At 49.5% G+C, this 14,933-nt stretch carries 16 protein-coding genes, 2 tRNA genes and 1 pseudogene; 9 read left to right on the forward strand and 10 right to left on the reverse strand.

Annotated elements, in window-relative coordinates; translation table 11 throughout:
- The first annotated feature begins 7 nt into the window (after positions 1–7).
- Together fliR and rcsA are read left to right on the forward strand one after the other, a co-directional pair.
- A complete protein-coding gene (fliR, locus tag AC791_RS14050) occupies positions 8–802 on the forward strand; it encodes a flagellar biosynthetic protein FliR (protein WP_049841036.1) in 795 nt (264 codons plus the stop codon).
- A gap of 277 nt (positions 803–1,079) precedes the next feature.
- Entirely contained in the window at positions 1,080–1,703 is a 624-nt protein-coding gene (rcsA, locus tag AC791_RS14055) for a transcriptional regulator RcsA (RefSeq protein ID WP_049841037.1), read from the forward strand.
- A gap of 39 nt (positions 1,704–1,742) precedes the next feature.
- On the opposite strand, the gene dsrB is transcribed toward rcsA, so the two are convergent.
- Positions 1,743–1,934, reverse strand: coding sequence for a protein DsrB (dsrB, locus tag AC791_RS14060; RefSeq protein ID WP_049841038.1), 192 nt, complete (start codon positions 1,932–1,934; stop codon positions 1,743–1,745).
- A gap of 131 nt (positions 1,935–2,065) precedes the next feature.
- Here dsrB and yodD point away from each other — a divergent pair, with 131 nt between their 5' ends.
- Positions 2,066–2,296 (forward strand): YodD family peroxide/acid resistance protein, encoded by a 231-nt coding sequence (gene yodD, locus AC791_RS14065; protein WP_049841039.1) that lies wholly within the window; start codon positions 2,066–2,068, stop codon positions 2,294–2,296.
- 303 nt (positions 2,297–2,599) lie between these two features.
- On the forward strand, positions 2,600–3,427 hold the full coding sequence (locus tag AC791_RS14070; RefSeq protein WP_049841040.1) for a mannosyl-3-phosphoglycerate phosphatase-related protein: 828 nt from the start codon (positions 2,600–2,602) through the stop codon (positions 3,425–3,427).
- Here AC791_RS14070 and dgcQ read toward each other — a convergent pair.
- The 3 genes from dgcQ to AC791_RS14080 all read right to left on the reverse strand — a co-directional run bounded on the left by dgcQ (position 3,412) and on the right by AC791_RS14080 (position 6,349).
- Positions 3,412–5,073, reverse strand: coding sequence for a cellulose biosynthesis regulator diguanylate cyclase DgcQ (dgcQ, locus tag AC791_RS14075; RefSeq protein ID WP_049841041.1), 1,662 nt, complete (start codon positions 5,071–5,073; stop codon positions 3,412–3,414). The two genes, AC791_RS14070 and dgcQ, sit on opposite strands and share 16 nt — an antisense overlap.
- 134 nt (positions 5,074–5,207) lie before the next feature.
- Entirely contained in the window at positions 5,208–5,333 is a 126-nt protein-coding gene (locus AC791_RS20875; RefSeq protein WP_265597051.1) for a hypothetical protein, read from the reverse strand.
- 104 nt (positions 5,334–5,437) lie between these two features.
- Positions 5,438–6,349 (reverse strand): DUF808 domain-containing protein, encoded by a 912-nt coding sequence (locus AC791_RS14080; protein WP_049841042.1) that lies wholly within the window; start codon positions 6,347–6,349, stop codon positions 5,438–5,440.
- Between the two features lie 179 nt (positions 6,350–6,528).
- Between AC791_RS14080 and yedA the strand changes: the two genes are divergently transcribed.
- Positions 6,529–7,440, forward strand: a complete 912-nt coding sequence (yedA, locus tag AC791_RS14085) for a drug/metabolite exporter YedA (protein WP_049841043.1) — start codon at positions 6,529–6,531, stop codon at positions 7,438–7,440.
- Here the strand turns inward: yedA and AC791_RS14090 are convergent.
- The 4 genes from AC791_RS14090 to drpB all read right to left on the reverse strand — a co-directional run bounded on the left by AC791_RS14090 (position 7,430) and on the right by drpB (position 10,356).
- Positions 7,430–7,906, reverse strand: a complete 477-nt coding sequence (locus AC791_RS14090) for a very short patch repair endonuclease (RefSeq protein WP_049841044.1) — start codon at positions 7,904–7,906, stop codon at positions 7,430–7,432. The two genes, yedA and AC791_RS14090, sit on opposite strands and share 11 nt — an antisense overlap.
- Positions 7,893–9,236, reverse strand: coding sequence for a DNA cytosine methyltransferase (locus tag AC791_RS14095; RefSeq protein ID WP_049841642.1), 1,344 nt, complete (start codon positions 9,234–9,236; stop codon positions 7,893–7,895). The genes AC791_RS14090 and AC791_RS14095 overlap by 14 nt, the downstream gene beginning before the upstream one ends.
- A 146-nt stretch (positions 9,237–9,382) precedes the next feature.
- Entirely contained in the window at positions 9,383–10,078 is a 696-nt protein-coding gene (locus tag AC791_RS14100; RefSeq protein WP_049841045.1) for a phosphohydrolase, read from the reverse strand.
- A complete protein-coding gene (gene drpB / locus AC791_RS14105; RefSeq protein WP_049841643.1) occupies positions 10,075–10,356 on the reverse strand; it encodes a cell division protein DrpB in 282 nt (93 codons plus the stop codon). The genes AC791_RS14100 and drpB overlap by 4 nt, the downstream gene beginning before the upstream one ends.
- Positions 10,357–10,968: 612 nt before the next feature.
- Here drpB and ompC point away from each other — a divergent pair.
- Positions 10,969–12,144 (forward strand): porin OmpC, encoded by a 1,176-nt coding sequence (gene ompC / locus AC791_RS14110; RefSeq protein ID WP_049841046.1) that lies wholly within the window; start codon positions 10,969–10,971, stop codon positions 12,142–12,144.
- Between the two features lie 408 nt (positions 12,145–12,552).
- On the opposite strand, the pseudogene AC791_RS14115 reads toward ompC, so the two are convergent.
- A pseudogene (locus AC791_RS14115) lies at positions 12,553–12,953 on the reverse strand (Hcp family type VI secretion system effector); the annotation flags it as partial.
- Between the two features lie 330 nt (positions 12,954–13,283).
- A tRNA-Ser gene (locus AC791_RS14120) sits at positions 13,284–13,373 on the reverse strand.
- 93 nt (positions 13,374–13,466) lie between these two features.
- Between AC791_RS14120 and mtfA the strand changes: the two genes are divergently transcribed.
- From mtfA to AC791_RS20970, 3 genes are all read left to right on the forward strand, one after another.
- A complete protein-coding gene (gene mtfA / locus AC791_RS14125; protein ID WP_049841047.1) occupies positions 13,467–14,261 on the forward strand; it encodes a DgsA anti-repressor MtfA in 795 nt (264 codons plus the stop codon).
- A 100-nt stretch (positions 14,262–14,361) separates the two neighbouring features.
- Positions 14,362–14,437 (forward strand) — tRNA-Asn (locus AC791_RS14130).
- Positions 14,438–14,598: 161 nt separating this feature from the next.
- Entirely contained in the window at positions 14,599–14,793 is a 195-nt protein-coding gene (locus AC791_RS20970; protein WP_049841048.1) for a transposase, read from the forward strand.
- The last annotated feature ends 140 nt before the right edge of the window (positions 14,794–14,933 follow it).

Raw genomic sequence — 14,933 nt, forward strand, 5'->3', positions numbered from 1 at the left:
CGGTCAAATGGTGCAGGTAACAAGCGATCAATGGTTATACTGGCTGAGTCTTTATTTCTGGCCGCTGCTGCGTGTATTGGCGTTGATCTCTACAGCCCCCATTTTAAGCGAAAAAAGCGTGCCAAAGCGGGTTAAGCTCGGGCTGGGTATATTGATTACGCTGATCGTCGCCCCGACGCTACCTGCTACCAACATTCCGCTGTTTTCCCTTAATGCCCTGTGGCTGGCGCTGGAGCAAATTCTTATCGGCATTGCCCTTGGGTTTACCATGCAGTTCGCCTTTGCGGCGATACGTACCGCCGGGGAGGTGATTGGTTTGCAGATGGGCCTGTCATTCGCAACCTTCTTTGATCCCGGCAGCAATTTAAATATGCCCGTGCTGGCGCGACTGATGGATCTGCTGGCCCTGCTGCTGTTCCTGACCTTCAACGGCCATTTATGGCTTATTTCGATGCTGGTCGATACTTTTCATACCCTGCCTGTTGGCGGCGAGCCGATTAACAGTAATGCGTTCCTGGCGCTCGCCCGCGCGGGAGGTCTCATTTTCCTGAATGGCCTGATGCTGGCGCTACCGGTGATCACGCTGCTGCTCACCCTTAATCTGGCGCTCGGGATGCTCAACAGGATGGCCCCCCAGCTTTCTGTCTTTGTTATTGGCTTTCCGTTAACCCTGAGCGTGGGCATTCTATTGATGTCAGTACTCATGCCACTGATTGCGCCTTTTTGTGAACATTTATTCAGTGAAATTTTTAATTTACTCGCTGACATAATGAGTGAATTACCCAAAATAACCGCAAAATAATTAATTCCTGCTCCTGAGGATAATCCTAAAATAAATCACGCCGCAGGCTCGCAATGATATATATAATGGCCAATCGTTGTTTTAATTCCCATCACATAAACTTATCTGCAATTTAGTTTAAGAAGATTCCTGGCAACTTATACGTAAGTTTACGGGATAGTGCTGAGGCCTAAAAACTCTGTCTGTCTTATTAATCTAAAAAATTACTACCACAAGACACTGTTAAATCAGCAAGGCAATGGGTTAATTATCATTATGCGTTGAGTGAGGGTACGCCATGTCAACGATTATTATGGACTTGTGCAGCTATACCCGATTAGGATTAATCGGATACCTGGCAAGTCGGGGGGTTAAGCGACGTGATATAGGGGATGCAAAGGATGCAGCAGCCCTGGAGGTGGCCTGCAGAGAAGGCCATCCTGACGTGGTGTTTATTAATGAAGACTGTTTCATCCACGACCCTGAAAGTAGTCAACAAATCAGGCAGATCATTAATCAACACCCCGACACATTATTCATCGTTTTTATGGCGATTGCTAACCTCCATTTTGATGAATATTTACTGGTACGGAAAAATCTGTTAATTAGTTCTAAATCGATTAAACCCGAATCACTGGATGATATTTTGGGTGATTGTCTGAAAAAAGGTAGTGAACATTTTAGCGCAATTAATATGCCGACGTTATCATTAAGTCGGACTGAATCTTTTATGCTGCGAATGTGGATGTCAGGACAAGGTACGATTCAAATTTCAGATCGGATGAATATCAAAGCCAAGACCGTTTCGTCGCACAAGGGTAATATAAAAAGAAAGATTAAAACGCATAATAAACAAGTTATTTATCATGTTGTCCGATTGACAGACAACGTTACTAGCGGAATTTATGTCAATATGCGTTAGAAAACATGACTGGCGGAACGCTCCGCCAGTCAGTCTGAATCAGGCTTCGACCTTTTCGACGAAAATGCCATCATCGTGGCCCAGTTCATTAAAAAACCAGATCCCCAGCGGATAATCCTCCAGCGACACCAGATACATTGTGCCCTCACTAAACGCTTCAATCGCCAGGACAACGCCCGGCCGACGCGGTCCACCATCCGTTTTAACCGTTACGCGATCGTTAATTTGCATAGTGTCACCTCCTCATGTTTTTGTGCCAGTGTAGATCAAAACGCGCGTGCTGGCTGCGTCTGGTATGACGAATGCTGCTTTTGTGGACGGTCTATACTTAGGGGACGCGGCAACTTTATGAGGAGTTGATGATGAAAACCGCAAAACAGGATGACGATACAGTGCCCCCGGACGTCAGTATTGATGTAGATGCTCTCCTGGCGGCTATTAATGAAATCTGTGAGAGTGAGGTCACCCGGGCGGAGAACGGCGACCCACATCATGCCAGCGTTAATGGGCATGACTATCATACCTGGCGCGAACTGGCCGAAGCGTTTGAGCTGGATATCCACGATTTCAGCGTATCGGAGATCAACCGTTAGCAGGTATAAAAAAAACCCGGCCCTTATCAGGGTCGGGTTGAAACTTGCGAATGCAAGAAGCACTTTAAAATTCGTTACACCAGGAAATCTGATGCGGGACTAAACATATCCGCAATTTTTTTGTCTGACAAGGTGTATTAGTTATATGAATATTATGAAAAAGTGTTGTTAAAGACGTTGACGTTATGTCAGCTGGCATCACGTCTCGCTTTTCGGGTTTATTGCCGAGGAAAATCGGCAGGAGAAAACCTGTTATTTAAGAATTATCTCAGACCCGCCATTGCCACTTAACAGGAGAAAATCATGCCAGACCTGCGCGAACCGCTGCTGATATTGACTGACCTCGAAGGTACGCTGCTCGAAAGTCATACTTACGACTGGCAGCCTGCAATACCCTGGCTTGAGCGACTTAATGAAGCCGGCGCACCTGTTATCTTATGCAGCAGTAAAACAGCGGCCGAAATGGTGCAAATTCAGAAGGAAATTGGTCTGGAAGGGCTGCCGTTTATTGCTGAGAACGGCGCGGTCATCCAGCTTGATGCTGCCTGGCAGGATGATGCGCATTTCCCCCGGCTGATTGCCGGCACGCCTCAGCAGGAAATCATGCAGATTCTGGCCCAGCTGCGGGAAGCTGAGGGATTTAAATTTACGACTTTTTCTGACGTTGATGAACATACAATCAGCGACTGGACCGGGCTTAACAACGCCCACGCCACTCTTGCCCGCCAGCAGGAAGCGTCTGAAACATTAATCTGGCGCGACAGCGACGCTCGCATGTCCGACTTCGCGGCCAGGTTAGGTGCTCAGGGTTTACTCTTTATACAGGGCGCACGCTTCTGGCACGTTCTCGACCAGCGTGGTGATAAGGCGCAGGCGGCGATTTTTTTACTGAATAAGTATCAGCAACGCGAAGGTAAGCGACGTACCACTCTGGGACTGGGTGACGGGCCGAACGATGCTCCGCTTCTGGATGTGGTTGACTACGCGATAGTGGTGAAAGGTTTAAACCGTGAAGGCGTCAGGCTCAGGCGTAACGACCCGCAGCGAGTGTACCGGACGGTTCAGGAAGGCCCGGCAGGCTGGAGCGAAGGAATGGCGCATTTCTTTCCCTCTCATCAGCCCTCTGAATAAACGCGATTACGTCCGTTCTGTTTTGCCAGGTACAGGCGGCGATCGGCAATGGATTGCAGATATTCAAACTCATAGCGTCCGTCTTCCTCTGTGCTGCTGATGCCCAGCGAGGCGCTAACGCGAAGCGTGGTGTTTTTGCGGATCAGCAGTTCTTTTGCACAGATACGCTTACGTATTCTCTCGGCTATTTTCGCCCCTGTAGCTGCCGTGGTTCCCGGCAGGACAATGCAAAACTCTTCCCCTCCCACCCGGCCCGCGATATCGTTTTCACGCAGGGCAGTGGCAATAAGTGTACCGACATGCGACAGCACCCGGTCTCCGGCCTGATGTCCGAACCGATCATTGATACTTTTAAAATGGTCAAGATCCAGCTGAATAATGCACAGCGGTTGCTGCGCCTGTTGACAGGCTCTGACCATCATTTCAGCCCGATCAAACAATGCCCCACGATTAGGTAGCCGGGTGAGTGCATCGTACCAGGCTTGCCATTTCAGCGACTCCTGCATCGCAATCATGTTGCGCACCATCCGAAGTAGCACTATCCATGAGAGGATCAGAATAAAGGTAAACACCAGCCACAGCAGCGTTAATGCGATAATAATGTTACCAAACGCACCGCCAAGCGCTTCGCGCAGCGTATGAATATGTAGCACGATGCCATCAAAATTTTTGAGCTTCTGCCAGCTGATATAGCGGGTTGAGGTGAACATTCCTCCCCGCGTATCGTTTTCAAGTGCCTTAATAATATGCTGACGCTCCGCCGCCGACAGCGGAGAACGTTGTCCTTCTCCGGTCGCACTTGAGGTTAGCCAGGTAAGCTGACTATCGTAAAGTTGCCACGCGCCCTCTTTCTGAGCACCAATCGCCTCAAGCAGCAGACGCTGAAGCGCACTGACGCTGATATCCATGGCCAGCACACCGTACCACTGTCCGCTCATATCCAACGGGATGCTGGCAGTGATCACCTGGCTCCCCTGCTCCTGGCGCTGTTCCGTATACCAGCGAATGCCGCGTCCGCGGTTCTCGCGAATGGATTGAGTGAAAAACCACGGTCTGGCAATCAGATCGGTGTAATAGGCAGCGATATCCGCTATTTCAGCAGGGTCGCTTGTGACAAAAAATCCCGCGCGCGAAACGTACTGCGTTCGCAGTTCAATGCTATTGCTGCTGGAAGAAAGATGCAGAAGGTAACCCAGTTCAAGCGCCGATGTTAGCTCATTATGCAAAAGCGCACCGTCGCGATTGAGGTCTGCCGCATTTTCTACAAATCGATCTGATACGCCGTGGGCGGTCAATAAATGCCGGGTACTGGACTGTAGTGACCAGACATCCTGCTGGCGTTTCACCTCAAACTGGCGTCGGGCGTTATAGGTACTTTGCAGCTGGAGAGGCGTTTTCAGGGCAGCCTGCATACCGTTGCGTAGGAAAAATAGCCGGTCCATATTGAACTGGAGCTGCATATCCATACCGTGTGAAACGCTCTCAAGACGATTACGCTGGCTATTGATATAGCTATCTTCGAGTACGGCGACTTCTCGCCAGGTCAGAAACGAAGAACAGATCAAAACCACGATAAAGCAAAGGCTTACTACCTGACCAGGCGTAAAGCGCAGGCCAAACTTGCTCAGCCACTGAGTTTTTTCCACTACTATCTCGCGCTAAAGGCAAACTCCTGGCGTTGCTTTATCCAACCGGGATCTTGCTGAGGTGAATAAAATGTCCGGTTCGCGGCAGACCGGGCGATGAGGGTTAAGGATCCGGATGACGGTGAACATCCCCGTCACCCGGTAACAACGCTTTTCCCTGAAACGTCCTGCTTGATATTAAAGACGTTGTACCACCGGCACATCATCCCTGCATTGATGTAGAGCGCGATGATCTCTCGCTGCTCATTATGTTTAGTCATAACCTCGTCGCCGACCATAAAGACCCTTTTTTGTCTCCGGTATCGGCATGAAACTTTTTCACCTTAGACGACATTATGACTTTTTGCGTACCCGCTATGGATATTTAGTGAGCAGTCTGCCGCAAGCGTGACACCATTTTTACTACCGCAACGACGATCAGTCCGAGGATAAATCCCAGCACCAGGTTTATCAGCGGCGAGATAAGCCACTGGATCGCCGCATTTTGCTGCTCGCTAAAATGCTCAATCGCATGGTGTAGTGGTGAAATACCATGAACCACAATGCCGCCACCAACCAGAAACATCGCCAGTGTGCCAACCACCGAAAGAATTTTCATCAACCACGGGGCCGTAAATAACAGTGCCTTACCGGTGGCCTGCGCCACGGCACTGCTTTTTTCTACTAGCCAGTATCCCATATCATCCAGCCTGACAATGACGGCGACAATCCCATATACGCCAATGGTCACAAGGAGCGCGATGCCAGAAAGAATAAGGACCTGTGTTAACAGCGGTGCATCAGCAACAATCCCAAGCGTGATCGCCACAATTTCAGCAGATAAAATAAAATCGGTACGGATTGCACCTTTTACTTTATCGCGCTCAAAGGTTTTTGGATCCTGTTTAGCAATATCTGCCAGGCGTTTCTGACGCGCTTCCGGGCTTTCCTTGTGTTTACGCGCATGCAGCGTGTGCAGAATTTTTTCCGCCCCTTCAAAGCACAGAAAGGCGCCACCGACCATCAGCAATGGCGTGATAGCCCAGGGAAGAAATGCGCTGATGAGCAATGCCAGCGGTACCAGAATCACTTTATTGAGCAGCGAACCTTTTGCCACTCCCCAGACTACCGGCAATTCCCGGTTGGCACGAACGCCGGTGACTTGCTGCGCGTTAAGCGATAAATCATCTCCCAGTACACCCGCGGTTTTCTTCGCCGCCAGTTTTCCCATCATTGAAATATCATCCAGCAGGGTGGCAATATCATCTAACAGCGTTAACAAACTCGATCCGGCCAAAATGTCTTTCCTTTGTTTTTAAACATCTGAAGTCAATAGTATGGAACAAAAAGTACGTCCTCGGGTACAGCAGAATAAAGTCAACATTTAATTAACATTCAAACGGAGATTATCTGCTCGCCAGAGAGATAGTTTTCACGTTTACTATATGCGACCTTTCTTTGTGGCTACGAGGCAGTATGCGTTTCAGGCAACTTTTACCGCTCATTAGTGCGCTTTTCGCGCTTTATATTATCTGGGGTTCCACCTATTTCGTTATCAGCATCGGCGTTGAAAGCTGGCCGCCGCTGCTAATGGCCGGGGTGCGGTTTACGGCGGCAGGCGTGCTGTTAATGGCCTATTTACTGCTTAGCGGGCATAAACTGCCCCCGCTGCGCCCGCTACTCAATGCGGCGCTGATTGGCGTGCTTTTGCTTGCCGTCGGCAACGGTTTTGTCACTATCGCCGAGCACCAGCACGTTCCCTCCGGTATCGCTGCGGTGATGGTCGCTACGGTTCCCCTCTTTACACTGTGCTTTAGTCGCTTCTTTGGTATCGCGACCCGCAAGCTGGAATGGGTGGGCATCGCCATTGGCCTTGCCGGGATCGTACTGCTTAACAGCGGTGGCAACCTGAGCGGTAACCCCTGGGGAGCAATTTTAATTCTCATCGGTTCCGTGAGCTGGGCATTTGGTTCTGTATATGGTTCACGCATTGAACTGCCCGTTGGCATGATGGCAGGTGCGATTGAAATGCTGGCGGCGGGCATTGTTCTACTGACAGCATCATTGATAACCGGCGAAAAATTAACGACGATGCCAACATTGTCGGGTTTCCTTGCCGTTGGTTATCTGGCCATTTTTGGATCGGTCATTGCAATTAATGCTTATATGTATCTTATTCGCAACGTTACGCCTGCCATTGCCACCAGCTATGCTTATGTTAACCCGGTGGTTGCGGTCCTGCTGGGTACCAGCTTTGGCGGCGAGAGTCTCTCATCGATTGAGTGGCTGGCGCTGGCGGTGATCGTCTTTGCGGTAATTCTGGTGACGCTTGGAAAATATCTCTTCCCGGCACGCCCTGTTGTCACACCGTGCGAGATTAAGAAGTAATAGATAACGGGTGTATACCCAGGGTGTCGATCTGCGCGCACTCGCCGCCGCCGCAGATCCACTCTTCCAGCCGCTCGCTTAACGCGTTGTCGCTGAGCTTTTCCCTTCCCCGCAGGGCGCATTCCCAGATAATCAGCACCCGCCAGCCCTGCTCTTTCAGGCGCAGTACGTCACGCTTGTCGCGTTCAACATTTTTACCGATTTTTTCCAGCCAGAATGCTGTCCGGGTGGCAGGCACTTTGAACAGGTAACAGTCGTGATGATGCCAGAAACACCCGTGGGTAAAAATAACGCAGCGATAATCGGTGAGCACAAAATCAGGGCGGCCGGGCAGCGTAGCGTCCTGAACGGTAAAGGTAAAACCTGGCGGCTCCAGCAGCGCCGCCAGCCGTTTCTCAATCGCCGTATCGCGAGTGCCTATTGCGCGCATATTTTTACTGCGCGTAGCCTTGTTATGAACGTCCATCCGGCTTGCTTCCTTTTTTACGTAATGCCACCGCTTGTGCAATACGTGGCTTCAGCAGTTTTGCTACTGCGGCAAAGGCCGGAACGACTACCGAGTTGCCAAACTGACGATAAGCCTGCGTATCAGAAACCGGAATACGAAACTGATAGCCCTGAGGCGCTTCAAATCCCATCAGTCGGGCGCACTCACGCGGGGTCAAACGGCGCGGGCGATACTGCTGATTACGCGGATCGTCAAAATTCACCTCACCTAAGGCCCGATCCCAGCCACGATCGACCAAAATTTCCGCTCCATCTTTGTAATAGCGGGCGGAAAGCGTACGGGTAATACTATTTGGATCCGTCGGGTCAACCAGGCCAAAGCCAAAACCATTCCCTCGCGCCTGATGCTTCTGCGCGTAGCGGTAGAGATATTTCCACAGCACCGGCGTCAGGATAAATTTAGCCTCTACATCAGGTTCGAGCAGCTCAGCAAACGTCAGCCGCCGCTCGGGATAAAATGCCGGGAGATCGCGCAGGGTGAAGCCATGATGTAGATTCAAATCACGGCGAAAGCCCACCAGTACGATGCGCTCCCGATGCTGCGGTAAGAAATGTTTACCATCAATGATTTTTGGATCGTCCTTTCCCATTTCGGCGGCATTAGCCACCTCATAACCTAAATCATCCAGCGTCTGCATAATGATACGGAAAGTTTTCCCGCCATCATGGCTCTTCAGATTTTTAACGTTCTCAAGCACAAAAATGGACGGACGGCAGGCATCGATAATTCGTACCACATCAAAAAAAAGCGTGCCCTGCGTATCGCAGGCGAAGCCATGGGCGCGACCCAGCGCATTTTTTTTCGACACGCCGGCCAGCGAAAAGGGCTGACAGGGAAAGCCTGCCAGCAAGACATCGTGCTGAGGAATAACCTGGCGAATATGCTCCGCTGCCTGCGGATCGCTTACCTGCGGCTGATGGCTCAGCGTGACATCGCGAATATCGTCATTAAAATGGTGCTGCTCAGGATCGCAATACCAGTTGGCTTTATAGGTACGTACCGCATGTTTATTCCACTCGCTGGTGAAAACACACTGGCCGCCAATGGCTTCAAACCCCGTGCGGATGCCGCCGATTCCGGCAAACAGATCGACAAAACGGAATGCATAATGCGGATGATGGGCAGGCGGTTGCGGCAATAGTGCGGCAAGATGGGCTTGTTCACTGGCACTCAGACGCTGCCAGGCGCGCTCGCTGGTCATCATCCGTTTAAGAATGGCCGGACTCCAGTGATGCTCCCCCAGCGAACTCAGTTCAGCGACTAACGTCTTAACGTCATAAATTGCCATCACCTGACGCAGCAGCGCGTGCACAGCGACTGAACGGGTATCCGCAACCGACTCTCGATCGGCTGAAGGTGAAAAGTTTTCCTGCATAACAATTGACCGCACAAGACAAATATCTGTCAGAATATCATAAATTTGTCGCCAGCGTTTCAGCCGCTGGCTGTAAAACGCGTCACGATGTCTTCATCTACTGTCATGTAATTGCCCTGCAACTCTGCACTCAACTTAGCCATATACTGTATAAGAAAATGTGCATTCTCCTGCGCCAACGCTCTGCCCTTTTCTGTTTGCATTGTTGCGGGCAGACGCAATAGCTTAGTTTGAAAATGATCGAGGGCATAACGCCTGTCGTCAGGCGGGCGCTTTTCAGCAAATGGATCGTCTGCGTCAAAGAGTGCAGTGCCCAGCGCGCCTGCAACGGCGAAGACTCTCGCCAGACCAATCGCACCCAGCGCTTCCAGCCGGTCGGCATCCTGAACGATACCGGCTTCCAACGTCTCAGGCGCGATCCCTGCGCTATAACTGTGGGCCTCAATAGTGTGTATCACGCCTGGCAGTGATTCGGGCGGGAAATCAGCAAAATCTTCAGCCAGAATACGCCGCGTTTTTTCGGCGGCCTGCCGCGATGAAGTGTGCCTGAGGGGATCGTTTTTTGGCAGGCTTACGATGTCATGAAAGTAACAGGCAGTAAGAATAACCAGCTCGTCGGCCCGGGTCCCGGCTGCCAGTTGTCGCGCAGTCGACCATACCCGTCGAAAATGGGCCAGATCGTGAGCAGCATCATCGCTGCGGTAATTCTCGTGAAACCACTTTTCAAAACGCTGTTGCCAGTCAGTAAGATTCATATGTCCTGCTGCATGTCAGTCTGGCGCGGGCGCGTGTACCAGGCTATGGCCCCCAGCACCAGTGTGATAGTACTCAACACCAAAAAACCGAGCAGCGCGCCCAGCCATTTTCCGGTTGCCGTTCCCCAGTCCCCATCGACGGTCGCGCCGGGAATGCTTTGCACATGACTCACTATCCAGCAGTAGCGCACCATAGCCCAGGCAAAATAGCCGCAGAAGCCATAAAATAGCCATAGCGCCAGCTTGCCACCCGGGCTACGGTTCAATTTTTCGTCCATAACATGTTCTCTGTTGTTCAGGTTAATCGTGTTGAGCAGGCAATTTTTCACGCTTTTGGTAAATGCTGTCACAGTGTAGTCCAGGATCGGCTTTATCCAGGAAGACAGATATAAAAAATATATACATATTATATTTCAATATGTTTTTTAACAGTATTAAGACCGGAAAAAGACTTTATTAGCCACCGAATCTATGCAATTATCCCACCGTTATCATCCTTTTGCCTCCATTGCTGCAACTGTTAACACCTTATATTTTTGAAAAATTCAAACCTGATCCTCTGGTCAGGTTTTTTTGTACTTATCTCAATGCATTCTTTACTTTTATAAAATTAAAAAGGTCATTCAAATAATATATTTAATTCACACACTGAATTTATAAACACAAATCATACACCATAAAAATACTTAACCAATCAATGGGTTATATGGAATTAGTGAACACATTCCCTATATGAATATCAAATCAAATAGAAACAATTTGAAATATTAGATATAGTTTACTTACATCTTTCTTTTTAAATTAAATGAACTTAATAGAATAGTATCAGTGCTGTACTCTGACGAAGATTACATATATTCATAAAAATTATCCTTGGAAGGAAATATATAATGAAAAGAAAAGCACTGGCAATTCTTATGCCCGCTCTGTTACTGGCTGGCGCAGCAAATGCCGCTGAAGTCTATAACCAGGACGGTAATAAATTAGATCTGTACGGTAAAGTCGATGCCCTGCATTATTTTTCTGATGATGCTGCCAGCGATGGCGATCAAACATACGCCCGTCTTGGTTTCAAGGGTGAAACCCAAATCAACGATCAATTGACCGGTTTTGGTCAGTGGGAGTACAACGTTCAGGCAAATTCTACCGAAGGTGAAGGCACCAATGGCTGGACCCGCCTGGGCTTTGCCGGCCTTGGTTTTGGTGATTACGGTTCATTTGATTATGGACGTAACTACGGCGTGGTTTATGACGTTGAAGCCTGGACCGATATGCTGCCAGAATTTGGCGGTGACACCTACACGCAGACGGACGTTTACATGCTGGGCCGTACCAATGGCGTAGCCACCTATCGTAACAACGACTTCTTCGGTCTGGTTGACGGCCTGAAATTCGCGCTGCAATACCAGGGCAATAACGAAAACCCGGGTTCAGGTGAAGGTACTAATAACGGTAATCGTAAACTGGCTCGTGAAAACGGCGACGGTTACGGTATGTCTACATCTTATGACTTTGACTTCGGCCTGAGCCTGGGTGCAGCCTATTCTAATTCCGACCGTACTGATAACCAGGTTGCCCGCGGCTACCGTGACGGCGTCAGCTATGCCAATAACTATGCTGGCGGCGACAAGGCTGAAGCCTGGACCGTTGGTGCGAAATACGACGCGTATAATATGTATCTGGCCGCAATGTACGCTGAGACCCGTAATATGACGTCATACGGCAACGGTGATGGTGAGTGGACGGGGGGTATCGCTAATAAAACGCAGAACGTCGAAGTGGTTGCCCAGTATCAGTTTGATTTCGGCCTGCGTCCGTCCGTCGCTTACCTGCAATCAAAAGGCTATGACTTAGGTGGTCAGGTCGCGAGACAAGGTCAATGGCGCTATACCGATAAAGACCTGGTTAAATATGTCGATGTTGGTGCAACTTATTACTTCAACAAAAACATGTCTACCTATGTTGATTATAAAATCAACCTGCTGGACGAAGATGACAGCTTCTATGCAGATAATGGCATTGCGACCGATGACATTGTCGCAGTGGGTCTGGTTTATCAGTTCTAATCATTACCAGTACAGTAAGCCCGCCACGCGCGGGCTTTTTTGTCTCTGTGAGAGAGCTTTCTTAGCGCATATAAGACAGATCGATTATAAAATAATCGTTAACAAGTAAGAAAACATTTGTGACGGGAGTCGTTGAATGCGAAGAAATGATGAAGTCTGCATGCGTTTTCCTGAGCGCCCGTCCGGACAGACACTCAGGGAAATCATCTCGCCATAATCCAGAGAAGCGCGACTGCCCTTCTCCGTTTCAGGTGGAGATTAAAAACGGTGTCCCAACCGCTCACGTTTATTGATGTCGACAGTTCTCGTCACACTGCTATCCAGGATGACATGCCAGCAGTCACTGCCCGTCGAGGGTTGTAGCGTCATATGCCAGCGGGCATCTCCGCCGCCGCCCGGCCCGGCAATGACCTTCAGCGTTTCCAGATGGTTGTGCTTATTTTTGGACAAGTCCTTAATGGCGTACATCACCGGGTTCATCTTCACGTTTTCCAGTTAGGTGTTGAAGTGCCCGGCTTACTGTCCGGCGTCGTTGATTTTGTATCACGTGAACCCGGCAGACTTCAGGGTCTGTCCGGTGGTGACCGCCTTATACAGATACGGGCTGGAAGAGTCGATTTCCCTGGTGAACAGGAACGGTGTGTGGATACCGTCCCGGTCAGCTTACCGGTGTTGTTATCGGTCTGGATATACAGATTATGCTCCTGTGCCACCACCTCAATGCTGCCTTCGCGGTCCTTTACATCCACGGAACCTTTGATATCCACGCCGCCGTCGACCTTCCGCCACAGATAAACCGGAATTGCCATAATTAAACTCTCTGTTACTTTTGGTGATGGTAAGCGCAAAACCGCAGAGGATTATACCGACGACTATCTGATGATATGTTATTTCCAGAAAGGCTCAGCGCATATCTCATTTTTGCGACCGACCTGGTGGAAAAAATGAATGACATTGTGGCAAAGTATTATCCGCAGGCGCTGACAACACATTTATAACGCACAAAGCTAAATCTAATGGTGTCCGATGGATACTAATTTTATAGAAGTGAAGCCAGCCGTTTATGGCATACTGAGTGGCATACTGAAAAAATAACTGACAGATAACTGATTGATAGTATAGAAAATAACAGGATGGAATGGCGGAGAGAGGGGGATTTGAACCCCCGGTAGAGTTGCCCCTACTCCGGTTTTCGAGACCGGTCCGTTCAGCCGCTCCGGCATCTCTCCGTTTTAATGGTTGCAATAATGCCCGGAAATTTGGCATTTTAACAGTCCCAGCCCCTTCAACTGTGTTTAAGTGATGAGTTTGCGAGCAAAACGATGATTAAGTGGCCCTGGAAAGCACAAGAATCACCCCGCAGCCCCGAATTGCCGTGGGAGCAGGCACTGGCAATACCTGTTCTCGCCACGCTTACAGTGGACGATCGGGCAAAGTTAATCCAGCTTGCCGGGCGCTTCCTGCAGCAAAAACGCATTGTTGCCCTACAAAATCTCGAGCTTGATTTGCTACAGAATTGCCGTATCGCACTGCTCTTCTGTCTTCCAGTTCTGGAATTAGGCATCGAATGGCTCGACGGTTTTCACGAGATTTTAGTCTACCCCGCCCCATTTATTGTTGATGATGAATGGGAAGATGACATTGGCCTGGTTCATACTCAGCGCATGGTTCAGTCGGGCCAGAGCTGGCAACAGGGTCCGATCATTCTCAACTGGCTGGATATTCAGGATTCCTTCGATGCATCAGGCTTTAATCTGATTGTGCATGAGGTTGCGCATAAGCTGGACACGCGCAACGGCGACCGTGCCAGTGGCGTCCCCTCGATCCCCCTGCGCGACGTCGCTGGCTGGGAGCATGACCTGCATGCAGCGATGAATAATATTCAGGATGAGATCGATATGGTTGGCGAAAGTGCAGCAAGTATTGATGCTTATGCGGCAACCGATCCCGCTGAATGCTTCGCCGTGCTATCAGAATACTTTTTCAGCGCTCCCGAACTTTTTGCACCACGTTTCCCGGCGCTGTGGCAGCGTTTCTGCCAGTTCTATCAACAGGACCCCTTACAACGGCTGCGCGAAAGCGGAGAATCAGCGGGACATGCCTTCCTGGTACACTAAAAATACAATCTGGCTTATTATTAATCATTTGAATCAATGAGTTAATTTTATCGTTGACACAAAATTACAGGGGCAGTAATATTCGCCCCGTTCACACGATTCCTCTGTAGTTCAGTCGGTAGAACGGCGGACTGTTAATCCGTATGTCACTGGTTCGAGTCCAGTCAGAGGAGCCAAATCCCTGTTTTCAGGCGTGCTTATAAGTCCCTATTCAACCAGGTTTTAATAAGTTAGCGTGAAAATCTTTCCCGATGCGTATCTGGTTTTCCCTGCGCATCCGGCGAAAATGGTGGTCTGATTTAAGGTCATTTCAGTTCGATAATGCAGTGAACACCTAATGTCGCTGCCCGTAGCGAAAATCCGCAGTATCAAGCCTCCTGACAAACCCTTTAAACTGACTGATTCACACGGTCTGTATCAGCTTGTCAATTCAGACAAATTCCGTAACGTTGTTGAAAGATTATTTGGAGCGTTAAAAGAGCTCCGTCGAGTGGCTACCCGTTATGAAAAACAGCAAGAAACTATCTTATGATGGTAAAACCGGACAGTATCCATCTTTTTCTCAGAAGAGTATGTAATTAAGGGACACATACTGGCCCTTAACTCGGTCCGAAGGCCATCGAATGCTTCCGGACCGAACCTGACTACTGGGTAGGATTGCGCAATGTTATT

Origin of the sequence: Klebsiella sp. RIT-PI-d, from assembly GCF_001187865.1 — a bacterium.
Lineage (GTDB): Bacteria > Pseudomonadota > Gammaproteobacteria > Enterobacterales > Enterobacteriaceae > Superficieibacter.

Coding starts and splice junctions, on each gene's coding strand:
- fliR (WP_049841036.1), top strand. CDS start 8: ATGGTGCAGGTAACAAGCGATCAATGGTTATACTGGCTGAGTCTTTAT.
- rcsA (WP_049841037.1), top strand. CDS start 1,080: ATGTCAACGATTATTATGGACTTGTGCAGCTATACCCGATTAGGATTA.
- dsrB (WP_049841038.1), bottom strand. CDS start 1,934: ATGCAAATTAACGATCGCGTAACGGTTAAAACGGATGGTGGACCGCGT.
- yodD (WP_049841039.1), top strand. CDS start 2,066: ATGAAAACCGCAAAACAGGATGACGATACAGTGCCCCCGGACGTCAGT.
- AC791_RS14070 (WP_049841040.1), top strand. CDS start 2,600: ATGCCAGACCTGCGCGAACCGCTGCTGATATTGACTGACCTCGAAGGT.
- AC791_RS20875 (WP_265597051.1), bottom strand. CDS start 5,333: ATGACTAAACATAATGAGCAGCGAGAGATCATCGCGCTCTACATCAAT.
- yedA (WP_049841043.1), top strand. CDS start 6,529: ATGCGTTTCAGGCAACTTTTACCGCTCATTAGTGCGCTTTTCGCGCTT.
- AC791_RS14090 (WP_049841044.1), bottom strand. CDS start 7,906: ATGGACGTTCATAACAAGGCTACGCGCAGTAAAAATATGCGCGCAATA.
- AC791_RS14095 (WP_049841642.1), bottom strand. CDS start 9,236: ATGGCAATTTATGACGTTAAGACGTTAGTCGCTGAACTGAGTTCGCTG.
- AC791_RS14100 (WP_049841045.1), bottom strand. CDS start 10,078: ATGAATCTTACTGACTGGCAACAGCGTTTTGAAAAGTGGTTTCACGAG.
- drpB (WP_049841643.1), bottom strand. CDS start 10,356: ATGGACGAAAAATTGAACCGTAGCCCGGGTGGCAAGCTGGCGCTATGG.
- ompC (WP_049841046.1), top strand. CDS start 10,969: ATGAAAAGAAAAGCACTGGCAATTCTTATGCCCGCTCTGTTACTGGCT.
- mtfA (WP_049841047.1), top strand. CDS start 13,467: ATGATTAAGTGGCCCTGGAAAGCACAAGAATCACCCCGCAGCCCCGAA.
- AC791_RS20970 (WP_049841048.1), top strand. CDS start 14,599: ATGTCGCTGCCCGTAGCGAAAATCCGCAGTATCAAGCCTCCTGACAAA.